General features: G+C 57.1%; 11 protein-coding genes. 6 read left to right on the top strand and 5 right to left on the bottom strand.

Going from position 1 to position 14399, the window contains the following annotated elements:
• Nucleotides 1-5: 5 nt before the first annotated feature.
• Nucleotides 6-674, top strand: a complete 669-nt coding sequence (locus tag AC6I8C_RS02475; RefSeq protein WP_161731916.1) for a MarC family NAAT transporter — start codon at nucleotides 6-8, stop codon at nucleotides 672-674.
• A 43-nt stretch (nucleotides 675-717) separates the two neighbouring features.
• Here AC6I8C_RS02475 and AC6I8C_RS02470 read toward each other — a convergent pair whose 3' ends face one another.
• Genes AC6I8C_RS02470 through AC6I8C_RS02460 form a run of 3 tightly spaced genes read right to left on the bottom strand, consistent with a single transcriptional unit; the run spans nucleotide 718 to nucleotide 4513 of the window.
• Nucleotides 718-1980 carry a c-type cytochrome gene (locus AC6I8C_RS02470; RefSeq protein WP_497821512.1) on the bottom strand — a complete coding sequence of 421 codons (1263 nt, stop codon included), beginning with the start codon at nucleotides 1978-1980 and terminating at the stop codon, nucleotides 718-720.
• 4 nt (nucleotides 1981-1984) lie between these two features.
• Nucleotides 1985-3754 (bottom strand): GMC family oxidoreductase, encoded by a 1770-nt coding sequence (locus tag AC6I8C_RS02465; protein ID WP_497821511.1) that lies wholly within the window; start codon nucleotides 3752-3754, stop codon nucleotides 1985-1987.
• Nucleotides 3755-3784: 30 nt separating this feature from the next.
• On the bottom strand, nucleotides 3785-4513 hold the full coding sequence (locus AC6I8C_RS02460; RefSeq protein WP_497821510.1) for a gluconate 2-dehydrogenase subunit 3 family protein: 729 nt from the start codon (nucleotides 4511-4513) through the stop codon (nucleotides 3785-3787).
• A 688-nt stretch (nucleotides 4514-5201) separates the two neighbouring features.
• On the opposite strand from AC6I8C_RS02460, the gene AC6I8C_RS02455 reads away from it, so the two are divergent.
• The 3 genes from AC6I8C_RS02455 to AC6I8C_RS02445 all read left to right on the top strand — a co-directional run bounded on the left by AC6I8C_RS02455 (nucleotide 5202) and on the right by AC6I8C_RS02445 (nucleotide 9728).
• Nucleotides 5202-6779: an ABC transporter substrate-binding protein gene (locus AC6I8C_RS02455; RefSeq protein ID WP_497821509.1), complete on the top strand. Its 1578-nt coding sequence runs from the start codon at nucleotides 5202-5204 to the stop codon at nucleotides 6777-6779.
• Between the two features lie 121 nt (nucleotides 6780-6900).
• Nucleotides 6901-8403 (top strand): helicase HerA-like C-terminal domain-containing protein, encoded by a 1503-nt coding sequence (locus AC6I8C_RS02450; RefSeq protein ID WP_497821508.1) that lies wholly within the window; start codon nucleotides 6901-6903, stop codon nucleotides 8401-8403.
• A gap of 26 nt (nucleotides 8404-8429) precedes the next feature.
• Nucleotides 8430-9728: a DUF445 domain-containing protein gene (locus tag AC6I8C_RS02445; RefSeq protein WP_497821507.1), complete on the top strand. Its 1299-nt coding sequence runs from the start codon at nucleotides 8430-8432 to the stop codon at nucleotides 9726-9728.
• A gap of 185 nt (nucleotides 9729-9913) precedes the next feature.
• On the opposite strand, the gene lptG is transcribed toward AC6I8C_RS02445, so the two are convergent.
• Both lptG and lptF read right to left on the bottom strand, forming a co-directional pair.
• Nucleotides 9914-10990: an LPS export ABC transporter permease LptG gene (gene lptG, locus AC6I8C_RS02440; RefSeq protein ID WP_033781702.1), complete on the bottom strand. Its 1077-nt coding sequence runs from the start codon at nucleotides 10988-10990 to the stop codon at nucleotides 9914-9916.
• On the bottom strand, nucleotides 10990-12090 hold the full coding sequence (gene lptF, locus AC6I8C_RS02435) for an LPS export ABC transporter permease LptF (RefSeq protein WP_033731353.1): 1101 nt from the start codon (nucleotides 12088-12090) through the stop codon (nucleotides 10990-10992). Before lptF ends, lptG begins: the two co-directional genes overlap by 1 nt.
• A gap of 268 nt (nucleotides 12091-12358) precedes the next feature.
• Between lptF and pepA the strand changes: the two genes are divergently transcribed.
• Both pepA and AC6I8C_RS02425 read left to right on the top strand, forming a co-directional pair.
• Nucleotides 12359-13870 carry a leucyl aminopeptidase gene (gene pepA / locus AC6I8C_RS02430; RefSeq protein ID WP_497821506.1) on the top strand — a complete coding sequence of 504 codons (1512 nt, stop codon included), beginning with the start codon at nucleotides 12359-12361 and terminating at the stop codon, nucleotides 13868-13870.
• A gap of 65 nt (nucleotides 13871-13935) precedes the next feature.
• Nucleotides 13936-14394, top strand: coding sequence for a DNA polymerase III subunit chi (locus tag AC6I8C_RS02425; RefSeq protein WP_090963995.1), 459 nt, complete (start codon nucleotides 13936-13938; stop codon nucleotides 14392-14394).
• The last annotated feature ends 5 nt before the right edge of the window (nucleotides 14395-14399 follow it).

Below are 14399 nucleotides of genomic sequence, written 5' to 3'. Positions count from 1 at the left end.
CGGACATGCTGGAGCTGATTAAAGCGGTCAGCCTGGGGCTGGTCGTCATCCTGCCGCTCGCGAACCCGCTCACCACCGTGGCGCTATTTTTAGGGCTGGCGGGTGACATGAATTTCGAGGAGCGCAACCGTCAGGCGCGCCAGGCTTCCATCTACGTTTTCGCCATCATGATGGTGGCGTGGTACGCGGGCAGTGCGGTGCTGAACACCTTCGGTATCTCTATACCGGGTCTGCGCATGGCGGGCGGTCTGATTGTCGCCTTTATCGGCTTCCGGATGCTGTTCCCGGCTAAACCTGCCGGGCATTCAGTTGAAGCTAAGCAGAAACTGGATGAGCTGGATGGAGCTAAAGAGCCGGTGAATATCGCCTTCGTGCCGCTGGCGATGCCAAGCACGGCGGGACCGGGAACCATTGCGATGATCATCTCCTCTGCCTCAACGGTAAGAAGTGGCGTCGATTTTCCTGCCTGGGTGATCAGTGTTGCGCCGGTGCTGACCTTCCTGTTGGTGAGCCTGATCCTGTGGATCTCGCTGCGCAGTTCGGGGGCCATCATGAAGCTGGTGGGTAAAAGCGGTATTGAGGCGATTTCACGCCTGATGGGATTTTTGCTGGTCTGTATGGGCGTGCAGTTTATCATTAACGGCGTGCTGGAAGTGGTGCGCACCTTCCATTAATGCGGGTTTTCCCCTCTCCGGACAGGCAGAGGGGAAAGCGCCATTACTTCAGCGTTTTACGCACTTCAGCAACCTGATCTTTGCTCACCGCAGGCGCGGTATTGCTCCAGCCCTGGCGAATAAAGGTCGCCAGCTGCGCGACTTCATCATCACTCAGACGCTGGGCAAAGCCCGGCATCGCCAGTTTCGACGGGGCTTTCGCGGTGGAAGGCTGCTGTGCGCCCGCCAGGATGGTGTGAATCAAGCCGGTTGGATCTTTGGCATTGACGATCGTCGCCTGATCCAGCTCCGGGAAGATCCCCGGTGCGCCTTTGCCGGTCACGAAGTGACAGGCACCGCAGTTATCCAGATAGAGACGCTCGCCTTCGCTGAGGTTCTTCGCGGCGGTGAGTTTCGCTTCCGTTGCCTGCTGCGCCTGCACGTTGAACGCCTGCAATGGCGGATTGCCGCCCAGGAACTTCAGGTAGGCCGCGATAGCTTTGAGATCGGCATCGGTCATGTGTGAGCTGCTGTGCTCAACCACCGAGGTCATCTCGCCGCCTACTGCCGCTTTATCGTTACGGCCGGTCTGCAGGTAGTCGATGACTTCCTGCTCGCTCCAGTGTGGCAGACCACGCAGTGACGGCACATCCCAGTTGTTCAGGCTGCCGCCCGCCAGGAATTTATCGTCACCGCTATCCAGCGCTTTCTCGTTCATGCCCAGACCGCGCGGCGTATGACAGCTGCCGCAGTGACCCAGACTCTCCACGATATAGGCACCGCGGTTAACTTCGGCTGATGCGCCACCAATCGGCTGGAACGGCTTATCGGACGCGAACGCCCAGTTCCAGAACCGCATGCCCCAGCGCTGGCTGAACGGGAAGCTCAGATCGGTTTCCGGTGGCTGTTCTGCGCTCGGCTGCACGCCTTTCATAAAGTAGACGTAGAGCGCGTGCATATCGGCATCGCTGATTTTGGCGTAGTCAGGATACGGCATCGCCGGATAGAGGTGCGAGCCATCCGGTAATACGCCCTTGCGCACCGCGTCAGAGAACTGCTGCTCGCTGTAGTTGCCGATGCCGTGCTGCTTATCCGGCGTGATGTTGGTGGAGAAAATAGTGCCGAGGTTCGACTCAATCGCCAGTCCACCCGAATAGGCCGGTTTGCCGGGCAGCGAGTGGCACGCCATACAGTCGCCCAGCCGCGAGAGATACTCGCCCTGCTTAATCAGTTGCGCTTCATCTTCGGCGTGAACCGGCAGCGCAAATCCGCTGGCCAGCAGCACCGCGTTAGCAAAAATAAAAGACTTCAGTTTCAGCTTATTCATGCGCTTATGCCTGTACCAGTGGGCCGGGATTTTTCAGGTAGTGATCTTTGATCGCCTGCGCCGCCATCAGGGTAATCGCACCGATGGTATCGGTCGGGTTCGCCTGGAAGTTCTGCGGGAAGGCGTTGCCGCCGGGCACAAAGACGTTATGCACATCCCAGCTCTGCAGATACTTGTTCAGCGCCGAAGTTTTCGGGTTATCGCCCATCACCGCGCCGCCCACGTTGTGCGTAGAGACATATTTGGTGATATCGAAGTCCGCGCCCATCGGCAGGAAGCTCATGCTCATGCTGTCCGGGTTCAGCTCTTTGGCGATGTTGCCGACGATGCCTTTCAGATGCTGCTGCAGCTTCAGCTCGTTCTCTTTCCAGTTAAACGTCATGCGCAGCAGTGGCAAACCACGGTGATCGTTGTAGTTCGGATCGAGATCCAGATAGATGTCGCGATAAGACTGGCAGGTGGTGGTGATGCTGATCTTCATCGAATGGCCGTACCACTCTTCCAGCCCTTCCTTGTAGCCCATGCCCCAGGTCGGCGTACCTTTTGGCAGCGCGGTGCTGATCGGCGTGCCGGTTGCCTGTGAGCTGTGGATCTTCGCGCCGCCCAGGAAGCCGAGTGAAGGGCCGTCGAAGTTGCCTGGCGAGATATCGTTAAACATCTGGCCGGTCGCGCCCGCAGTCGCATACGGATTAAAGTTTTTATCTTTGAAGAACAGCGTTGCGCCGCCGTTCGACAGGAACGCGTAGTTACGGCCTACCACGCCCTCTTCGGTAATCGGGTTGTAAGGTTTGCCGATGCCGGAAAGCAGCATCAGACGCACGTTGTAGAGCTGGAAGCTGCTCAGCACCACGATTTTCGCGGGCTGGAAGCACTCGTTGCCCTGCGCATCGATGTAGATCACGCCTTTGGCGGTTTTCTTGTCATCGTTCAGCACGACCTTAATCACTTCCGCATTCACTTCATACGAGAAGTTCGTCATACGCTTCAGCGAATCCATCACCGCGGTCTGCGGCGACGCTTTGGAGTAGTTCAGGCACGGATATTTGCTGCAGTAGCCGCAGTAGTTACACGGTGCGATCTGGTTGCCGTACGGGTTTTTCCACGCACGCGACACACAGGCTGACGGGTTCGGGAACGGGTGGTAACCGAGTTTCGTCGCCACCTCTTTGAACATCACGTTGTTCAGCGTGTCATCCAGCGCAGGCAGCGGGTAAGGCTCGGAACGCGGGCCTTCAAACGGGTCGCCGCCTTCCAGGATTTTGCCGCGCAGGTTGCCGGTGTTACCCGACTGGCCGCAAATCAGTTCAAATTTGTAAAAATAAGGCTCGATCTCTTCCCAGCTAAACGGAAAGTCCATCACCCGCATATCTTCCTGCAGAATGCCCGGCTTGTAAGCCTCGTCAACGTAGGTTTTAAGTTTGATATCGGTCGGCGTCGGACGGATCAATACCGCCGTCCAGTGCAGGCCGGAACCGCCTACGCCAGTGCCTGGTGCAAACGCGCCCCATTTACGGGTTGGCAATGCCGTCTGGCTGCTGTTGTAGCGCACGGTGACCGCCACTTCGGCGGGTGTGGCAAACACTTTGTTGCGCACCGCATAGGCGTATTCATCCGCCGGTTTCGGGTAGGCGAACTCGTCATAATCGCGATCGCCGCCGCGCTCCAGGGCGCGCACGTCCAGACCTGCCAGTGCCAGCTCGATGCTCATCAGCGAGCCTGCCCAGCCGAGGCCGCAGACCACGACGTCGACTTCTTTTTTAGTAACCTGTGCCATGATAATCCTGTTTACCTGATGTGGAAGCGCTTATGCGCGTTCACCTTTGATGCTGACGGGGCCGAGCGGATAAGGAACGTTGTGCTGTTTCACCCATTCGGTGAAGCTGGCACGCGCGCCCGGGAATCCGATGGCGATCCAGGCTTTCATGCCTTTATTACCGCCGTACATCGGGTCGGCCAGGTAGCCATGCTTGGTATCGGAAAGCAGCTGGCTGAAGAAATGGGAAGGTTTAAGATCGGCTTCGCCCAGCGCGGCAAAGTCGATCTCGTTTTTGTTGACCTGGGTCAGTACCGCATCTTTCTCTTCCAGCGTCAGCGCATGAAACGCTTTCTGATGCATAGTCTGCGACCACTGATTGATCAGCCGGATACCGGTCTGATACATCTGCTGGGGACGGAACGGGATCTGATAACCCATCGTGGCGGGTGCTTTCGTGTTGAAAGGCCCCTGCATATAGATTTCGCTGCCAAACGCTTCGCTGTGCAGCTGCTGATCGATAAAGATCGGCACGTTAGTTTCCAGCGCGCCTGGCGCTTTGCCTTTGCCGCCCGCCGGAATCAGGCGGTCGGTGGCGGCCAGAATAAACTGCCACTCATCGGCACTAAAAAAGATCGGTTTGTAATCGGCTAACTCGGGTGCGGCCATCTCTGCAGCCTGTGCCGCAGTCATGCCTTTCAGGACCAGCTCACTTAATGGCAACGCCAGCAGTGAACCGAGCAAAAATTTACGCCTGGTGGTGGGTTTTTCTAACAGCATATCCGCACGACTCTCATCTGCTAAATACCCGCTTACGGTGTTATGCAGCTGAAAATCTGAATGCAGGCGGGAAACTCCCCGCAGGGATGAACGCACACAGCACAGACAACGGCAGAACAGCGAAGGCAGGTAGAATTATGGTTCGGTGACTAACGGAACATATCGGTTAATAACCTGGCAATATTAGGGATATAAATATGTCTGAATGTAAAAATTGAATTTAAAATGTGTCGCAGTGAAAGTTTATCATGGTGTTGCGGAAGAGTTGCGGAGAGGTAAAAGATTTACAGCGATGAAATTGCAGCTAAAACCGCATAAACATCGGGTATTTAGCCGTTTTAACGCAGGAGCAGCGGATATTATTTTCGTCCTGTCATCATCACGCTGAATAACCGATAAAAAAATATCATACTTCCATACCAGAGAATCATTCTCATCGTTAACATTATAGTGACTTTGATGGTCATACAATCAGACAGTGCGCAAATTGTGATCGCCTGAATAAATCCGGCTTTATTCCGTCTGCTGTAAAATGACGCTGAAATAATTACTGACCGACATTATCTTAATTCGTCTTTTTGCCTGAATAACTAAGCATGTAATTGTGCAAAGCTCATAACAAAGCGGCATTTTGAGATTATCCGGCACCCGATAGAGTAGAGCGATCAACGACTCAGGATAACTCTCGATGCGCAAAACGCTACTCTCACTCTCTTTATTGACTGCACTGGCACTGATTCACCCGGCACAGGCCGCGACGCCTGCCGACACACTGGTGGTCGCCGTGCCACTCGATGGCATCATCAGTTTCGATCCGGCGGAAAGTTTTGAAACGGTCAGTAGCAGCAGCCTGCGCAATATCTACCAGACGCTGCTGGAGCCGGATCATCAGAACCCTCAGCAACTCTCGCCACTGGCCGCCACGCGCTGGCAGGCCGGAAAAACGCCGCACAGCCTGGTATTTGATCTCAACCCGCAGGCCCGTTTCGCCAGCGGTCATCCGCTGACCGCGCAGGATGTGGTCTTCTCTTTAACCCGCGCGGTGAAGCTGAATAAAGCGCCCTCTTTTATCCTGGGGGAGTTTGGCTGGACGCCGGAAAATATCGATCAGCAGTTCACGGTGATCAGTGACCACCAGCTTGAGCTGCGCTGGCCCGCTGAAATTGGCAGCGATCTGGCACTGCGCCTGCTGACCGCGCCGGTCGCCTCCATCGTTGACAGTAAACTGGCCCAGGAACACATCAGCAATAACGATTACGGCAACGCCTGGCTGAAAACGCACTCGGCTGGCAGCGCGGCATATGCCATTAAACAGTTTGTCCCGCTGCAGGCGCTGGTGCTGGAAGCTAACTCTTACAGCACGCAGAAGCCGCATCTTAAACGCGTATTGCTCAAGGGCGTAGCCGATGCCGGCAGCCGCCGACTGCTGCTCCAGCAGGGTGATGTGGATGTCGCCTATCAGCTTGGTCCGGACCAGATAGCCGCGCTGAAAACACAGGCAAATGTGCGGGTCGACGCCTTCCCGTCCAGCCTGGTTTATTACATCGGCTTAAACACTCAGAGCGCACAGCAACCGGCACTGGGAAATCCGGCGCTGTGGCAGGCGGCACGCTGGCTGGTGGACTATGACAGCCTGGCAAATCAGCTGCTGAAAGGTCAGTACCGCATCCATCAGAGCTTCCTGCCGGACGGCTTCGATGGTGCACTGAACACCACGCCGTTCCATTACGATCTGAAAAAGGCGCAGGAAATCCTGCAGAAAGGCGGCATCAAACAGGGCACTCACATCGCGCTGACAGTGGTGAACCAGCCGCCTTATATCGATGTGGCGCAGGCGCTGCAGGCGAGTTTTGCCAAAGCGGATGTGCAGCTCGATATCCAGCCGGTGGCGGAATCGGAGCTGTGGAGCAAAATGCGCAGCCGTGACTTCCAGGCCATCTTTACTTACTGGGGCGCAGATTACATCGACCCTAACACCAATGCCAGCACCTTTGCTTCTAACGTGCCAGGCGGCGGCAAAACCCTGGCATGGCGTGTCGGCTGGACCATTCCGGAGCTGAGTGCGCAGACCCGCGCCGCCGCCGGAGAGAGCGATGCGGCTAAACGCCGTAGCCTCTATACCGGGCTGCAAACCCGCATCCAGCAGGATTCGCCGTTTATCGTACTCTTACAGGGCGCGACCCAGGTGGCGGTGCGCAGCAACCTCAGTCATCTGCAGCAGGGCATCGGCGTCAGCCTGCTCAATTTCGAAGAGGTGCAGAAGTAATCCTGCGTTTCAGGCCGCTGCTCTGCGGGCAGCGGCCGCGTTTTTGACGAATTGTTCTCCTCCTGTCTATGCTCCGCTTGCTATCCTTCAGGCATAATCCTTTGACTGAGAGTGGAAAACCATGACTTCCCCGCTACTGATTGCCCGCACGCCAGACGTCGAACTTCATCTGTTACCGCAAATGGCCAACCGTCACGGTTTAATTACCGGTGCGACCGGCACCGGGAAAACCGTGACGCTGCAGAAGCTGGCCGAATCGTTCTCTGCGAGTGGCGTACCGGTCTTTATGGCTGACGTCAAAGGCGATTTAACCGGCGTGGCGATGGCGGGCAAGTCCAGCGAAAAGCTGCAGGAGAGGCTGGCGAAAATCGGCGTCACCGACTGGCAGCCGCAGAGCAATCCGGTGGTGCTGTGGGATATCTTCGGCGAGAAAGGCCATCCGGTGCGCGCCACCGTTTCCGATCTCGGTCCACTGCTGCTGGCGCGCCTGCTGAATCTGAATGAAGTACAGAGCGGCGTGCTGCAGATTATTTTCCGCATCGCCGATGATCAGGGTCTGCAGCTGCTGGACTTCAAAGATCTGCGCGCCATGACGCAATACATCGGTGACAACGCCAAAAACTTCCAGACCCACTACGGCAATATCAACAGCGCCTCGGTGGGCGCGATCCAGCGCGGATTACTGACGCTGGAGCAGCAGGGTGCGGAACACTTCTTTGGCGAACCGATGCTGGATATCGCCGACTGGATGCGCGTCGACAGCAACGGTAAAGGCGTCATCAACATCCTCTCCGCCGAGAAGCTCTACCAGATGCCAAAACTCTATGCCACCAGCCTGCTGTGGCTGCTGTCGGAGCTTTACGAGCATCTGCCGGAAGCGGGCGATCTAGATCAGCCAAAGCTGGTGTTTTTCTTTGATGAGGCACACCTGCTGTTTACCGATGCGCCAGCGGTGCTGCTGGAGAAAATCGAGCAGGTGATGCGGCTGATCCGTTCCAAAGGCGTCGGCGTCTGGTTCGTCACCCAGAACCCGACAGATATTCCCGACCGGGTGCTGGGCCAGCTCGGCAACCGCGTCCAGCACGCCCTGCGTGCCTTCACTCCTAAAGATCACAAAGCGGTGAAAACGGCCGCAGATACGCTGCGTGCCAACCCGGCGTTTGACAGCGTGGAGGCGATACAGGCGCTGGGCACCGGCGAAGCGCTGATCTCCTTCCTGGATGCCAAAGGCAGCCCGTCGGTAGTGGAGCGCGCGATGGTGATTGCGCCAGGCTCGCGCATGGGTCCGGTCACCGGCGATGAGCGTAACGGCTTGATCAACCATTCGCCGCTCTATGGCAAATATGACACCGAAATTGATCGCGAATCGGCGTTTGAAAAGCTGCAAAAAGGCTTCCAGGCCGCCACCGATGAGGCGAGTGCGCCACCGGCCAAAGGCAACGCTGTCGCAGTCGACAATGGCATTCTCGGCGGTCTGAAAGAGATCCTGTTCGGTCACACCGGCCCGCGAGGCGGCAAACACGACGGCGTGGTGCAGACCATGGCGAAAAGCGCCACCCGCCAGATCACCAATCAGATCATCCGTGGGGTGCTTGGCAGCCTGCTGGGTGGCCGTCGCCGATGAACCGCGCTCTCTGCTAAGATCAGGTTATGGATAAACCCTACGAACTGAAACGGATGAAACGCCTGGCGCTGCTGTTGCTGCTGCTCGCCGCCGCAACTTTTATCGTCACCCTTTTTCTGCCGCCTGGCTTCTGGGTCAGCGGCGTCAAAGCGATTGCGGAAGCTGCGATGGTCGGCGCACTGGCGGACTGGTTTGCCGTGGTGGCGCTGTTCCGGCGCGTGCCGGTGCCCTTTATCTCGCGCCATACCGCCATCATTCCGCGTAACAAAGATCGTATCGGTGAAAACCTCGGGCGCTTTGTGCAGGAGAAGTTTCTGGATACCGACTCTCTGCTGAATCTGATTCGCCGTCACGATCCCTCAAACCTGCTGGCCCAGTGGCTGAATGCGCCGGGCAATGCTGACCGCGTTGGCCGCCATCTGCTGCAGGTGATGCGCGGTTTCCTTGATCTGACCGATGACGCACGAATTCAGACCTTTATGCGCCGCGCCGTGCATCGCGCTATCGACAAGGTCGATCTCACCCAGACCAGCGCCATGGTGCTGGAAAGCCTGACCAAAAATAACCGTCATCAGGCGCTGCTGGATGCGGCCATTGAACAGCTGCTGAAGCTGCTGCATAAACCCAGTACCCGCGAGTTTATTGCGATGCAGCTGGTGCGCTGGCTCAAACGCGAGCATCCGATCAAAGCCAAAATGTTGCCGACCGAATGGCTGGGCGAACACAGCGCCGAACTGGTGGCAAACGCGGTCGATTCCCTGCTGGATGATGTGGCGCTGGATCAGGGCCACGAGCTGCGCCTCGGCTTCAACCGGGCGGTTGATAAACTGATCGTTAAGCTGCAGACCGACCCGGAAATGGCCGAGCGCGCCGAAGAAATTAAGGGCTGGCTGAAAGAGGATGCTTCATTCAATCGCTACATCGGCGAGCTGTGGAATGATATGCGTAACTGGCTCAAGGCGGATCTGAGCAGTGAGGATTCACGCGTGCAGGAGAAAGTGCGCGGTGCAGCCCTGTGGCTGGGCGAAACCCTGGCCGCCGATCCGGCGCTGCGTGACTCCATGAACCAGCATCTGGAACAGGCGGCGCGCAGCGTTGCGCCGGAGTTTGCCAGCTTCCTGACGCGTCATATCAGCGACACCGTGAAGAGCTGGGATGCGCGCGACATGTCGCAGCAGATCGAACTTAATATCGGTAAAGACCTGCAGTTTATCCGTATCAACGGCACGCTGGTCGGCGGCACCATCGGGCTGATTCTCTATCTGCTGTCGCAGTTGCCCGCCGTGCTGCCCGCACTGCCAGGCTGGATAAATAGCGTGGCGTAACGCCGTTTCAGGCCACTGCAGTTACTCCTCCGGCTGGCAGACATAAAGCGATGGGCGCATACGCCTGTCGTAAAGCATTGCGGGTCATGGATGACGTCTTTGTGGAAGGCGTATGCTCACCAAGCCTTACACGGGTCACAAAAAAGGCCGCTTTCGCGGCCTTTTTTTAACTTCGTTTACTGCGCTTAGCGCCGCTTAATCAGCATAAACATGCTGATCGCAAAGAACGCAAAGCTCGGCAGAATCGCACCCAGAATCGGCGGCAAGCCGTAAACCAGGCTCAGCGGACCGAAAATCTGGTCCAGCACGTAGAACAGGAAGCCGAAGCTGATACCGGTTACGACACGCACTCCCATCGACACGCTACGCAGCGGACCGAAGATAAACGACAGCGCCATCAGCATCATCACCGCCACCGACAGCGGCTGGAAAATCTTGCTCCACATATTCAGCTGATAACGTCCCGCTTCCTGGCCGCTCTGCTTCAGATACTTGCTGTAGCTGTGCAGACCGCGAATCGACAACGCGTCCGGATCCAGCGCCACCACCCCCAGCTTGTCCGGCGTCAGATTGGTTTTCCATTCGCCACTCAGACTCTGTGAACCGGTAATCTGCTTCGGATCGGTCAGATTTGACTCATCGACCTGTGACAGCATCCAGCGCTTCTTAGCCGCATCCCAGGTCGCCGTCGCCGCGTAACGCACGCTCTGCAGGCGACGCTGATCGTTGAAGTTATAGATGCTCACACCATCAATTTCATTGTCGCCTTTGATGCGCTCAATATAGATGAAGTTATTGCCATCTTTCGCCCACAGACCATTCTGCGTTGAGACCAGTGCGCCGCCATAAAGCTGCTGCGCCCGATAGTTACGCGCCATCTGCTCGCCCGATGGCGCAACAAACTCACCAATCGCCATGGTCAGCAGCACCAGCGGAATCGCCGTTTTCATCACGGACAGCGCCACCTGCATGCGGGTAAAGCCCGCTGCCTGCATCACTACCAGCTCACTGCGCTGCGCCAGCGCGCCGAGTCCCAGCAGCGCACCCAGCAGGGCCGCCATCGGGAAGAAAATTTCAATATCTTTCGGCACGCTGAGCAGGGTGTAATAACCGGCACTCAGCGCGCTATAGCTGCCCTGGCCGGTTTTACGCAGCTGGTCGACGAACTTGATGATGCCAGAAAGCGACACCAGCATGAACAGCGTCAGCATGATGGTATTAAAAATGGTTTTACCGATATAGCGGTCAAGTACGCGAAACATCAGACCGACCCTCCGCGGGTAAAGCGGGCGCGAATCCGACGCATCGGCACCGTATCCCATAGGTTAAGCAACACCGCCAGCACCAGATAGCTGATATTCACCACCCACATCCAGAGCGCCGGATCAAGCCGCCCTTTCGCCCCGCTCGACTTCAGCGAGCTCTGCAACAGGAAGAAGATCAGATAGAGCAGCATGGCGGGCAGCATCGACAGCACGCGCCCCTGACGCGGGTTCACCACACTGAGCGGCACCACCATCAGCGCCATCACCAGCACCGCAAACACCAGCGTCAGACGCCAGTGCAGCTCGGCCTGGAAATCCGGTGTCTTATTCGCGAACAGGTCGGTCATGCTGGCCTGCTCTGCATCGTTAGGATCGAGCGTTGCCGCTTTATAGCCCACGATGGCCTGATAGTTGGTGAAGTCGGTGATACGGAAATCACGCAGCAGTGCCGTGCCCTCAAAGCGGGTGCCTTTATCCAGCGTTACCACCTGCGAGCCATCTTTGTGCTGCTCCATGTGACCGCTGTCAGCCAGCACCACCGAAGGACGCGCGTTGCCTTTTGGCCGTAACTGCGCCAGGAACACGTTACCAAAGTTGTTGCCCTTCACATCCTCGACAAACAGCACGGCGCTGCCGTCGCTGGAGGTCTGGAACTGTCCGGCAGCCATCGCTGCCGCACCTGGGTTCGCTTTGGCGTTCTGCGTCACCTCATCCTGATAACGGGATGACCATGGCCCCAGCCAGATGACGTTCACCGCTGCCACCACCGAGGTAAACAGCATCAGTACCATCGCCGCTTTTACCAGCACGGCCTTACTCAGGCCGCAGGCGTGCATCACGGTAATTTCACTTTCCGTGTAGAGACGCCCCAGCGTCATCAGGATCGCCAGAAACAGACTTAAGGGCAGTATAAGTTGTGCCATTTGAGGCACACCGAGTCCTAACAAGGTCAGAACGAGGTTTGTCGGCACTTCGCCATCCACCGCGGCTCCCAGGATCCTGACTAACTTCTGGCAAAAGAAGATGAGTAGCAGGATAAACAGGATAGCCAGCTGGCTTTTGAGCGTTTCCCGAACCAGATATCTAATGATGATCACGCTTAGTACGCCTGTGAAAACTTGTCTTTTTGCAGGAAAATCGCTAGTTTCAACGCTTATCAGCCATTTTTCTTCATCAATGGCCGTCGCCGTAGCTAAATTTGTATGAAAAACGCGTCCGGGTGGTGAAAAAACAACATCTTGTCACCCTGATTCATTATGACCTCCAGCGGCAGAATGTCATGCTGCGACGATGAATAAATGGGTCATGAGCGCGCTACATTCTAGCGGCAGCAGCGGCCGTTGTCTTTAAGATTCAGGAGAGTGCATGGAGTTCAGTGTAAAAAGCGGAAGCCCGGAAAAACAGCGCAGTGCCTGCATTGTCGTTGGCGTTTTCGAACCGCGTCGTCTGTCACCGATTGCCGAGCAGCTGGATAAAATCAGCGACGGCTACATCAGCGCCCTGCTGCGCCGCGGCGAGCTGGAAGGAAAAGTGGGCCAGACACTGCTGCTGCATCATGTGCCAAATATCCTGTCCGAGCGTATTCTGCTGATTGGCTGCGGTAAAGAGCGTGAGCTGGATGAACGCCAGTACAAGCAGGTCATTCAGAAAACCATTAATACGCTGAACGACACCGGCTCTATGGAAGCGGTCTGCTTCCTGACCGAGCTGCATGTCAAAGGCCGCAATACTTACTGGAAAGTGCGTCAGGCGGTGGAGACCTCAAAAGAGGCGCTCTATAACTTCGACCAGTTGAAAAGTAACAAAGCCGAGCCGCGTCGTCCGCTGCGCAAGCTGGTGTTTAACGTGCCGACCCGCCGTGAACTGACCAGCGGCGAACGCGCTATCCAGCATGGATTAGCGGTCGCTGTCGGCATGAAAGCCGCTAAAGATCTCGGCAACATGCCGCCAAACATCTGTAACGCTGCCTATCTGGCGTCGCAGGCGCGCCAGCTGGCCGATGCCTTCAGCAAAAATGTCACCACCCGCGTGATCGGCGAACAGCAGATGAAAGAGCTGGGCATGAACGCCTATCTCGCCGTCGGTGCCGGTTCGCAGAATGAGTCGCTGATGTCGGTCATTGAATACAAAGGCAATCCAGACGCCGAAGCGCGCCCGATTGTGCTGGTGGGTAAAGGGCTGACCTTTGACTCCGGCGGCATCTCCATCAAGCCTGCCGACAGCATGGATGAAATGAAGTATGACATGTGCGGCGCCGCCGCGGTCTATGGCGTCATGCGGATGGTGGCCGAGCTGAACCTGCCGCTGAACGTGGTCGGCGTGCTGGCGGGCTGTGAAAACATGCCGGATGGCCGTTCGATGCGTCCGGGAGATGTGCTGACCACCATGTCAGGCCAGACGGTCGAAGTGCTGAACACCGACGCCGAAGGCCGTCTGGTACTCTGTGATGCACTGACTTACGTCGAGCGTTTCGACCCGGAAGTGGTGATCGACGTCGCGACGCTGACCGGTGCCTGCGTGATTGCGCTGGGCCATCACATCAGCGGTCTGCTGTCGAACCACAATCCGCTGGCGCATGAGCTGATCAGCGCGTCCGAGCAGTCCGGCGACCGCGCCTGGCGTCTGCCGATGGCGGATGAGTTCCAGGAGCAGCTGGAGTCCAACTTTGCCGATATGGGCAACATCGGTGGCCGTCCTGGCGGCGCGATTACCGCCGCCTGCTTCCTGGCACGCTTTGCCCGCAAATATAACTGGGCGCACCTGGATATCGCCGGTACCGCCTGGCGTTCCGGCAAGGCCAAAGGTGCCACCGGACGTCCGGTGCCGATGCTGTCGCAGTTTCTGTTGAATCGGGCAGGATTGAACGGCGACGACTAAGCGCCCTCTTTTCTGACAGCAGGGGCGGATCTGAATCCGCCCTTGATCTTCTGATGAGCTAACCGATGAAAAACGCAACCTTCTACGTGCTGGAAACCGATGCCCCGAGCGATGGCCTGAGCGCCGTTGAAGCGCTGGTGTGCAATCTGGCGGAAACACGCTGGCGGGCCGGAAAGCGGGTGTTGATCGCCTGCGAAGATGAACAACAGGCCATTCGTCTTGACGAAGCGCTGTGGCAACGACCGGCAAACGCCTTCGTGCCGCACAACCTGGCGGGTGAAGGCCCGCGCTACGGTGCGCCGGTCGAGCTGGCCTGGCCACAGCGTCGCGGCAGTTCACAGCGCGACCTGCTGATTAGCCTGCTGCCCCACTTCGCAGATTTTGCTACTGCTTTCCATGAAGTGATAGACTTCGTTCCTTACGAGGACGCTCTCAAACAACTGGCGCGCGACCGCTACAAAGCGTATCGCAGCGTTGGATTCCAATTGAATACGGCAGCGCCACCACAGCCGCAAACGACATAGCAGAA

This window comes from Pantoea sp. X-Soil-YNGN-844 (genome assembly GCF_059730595.1).
The sequence above is the reverse complement of the archived record's forward strand: the minus strand, read 5'-3'. Positions and strand labels throughout refer to the sequence as shown.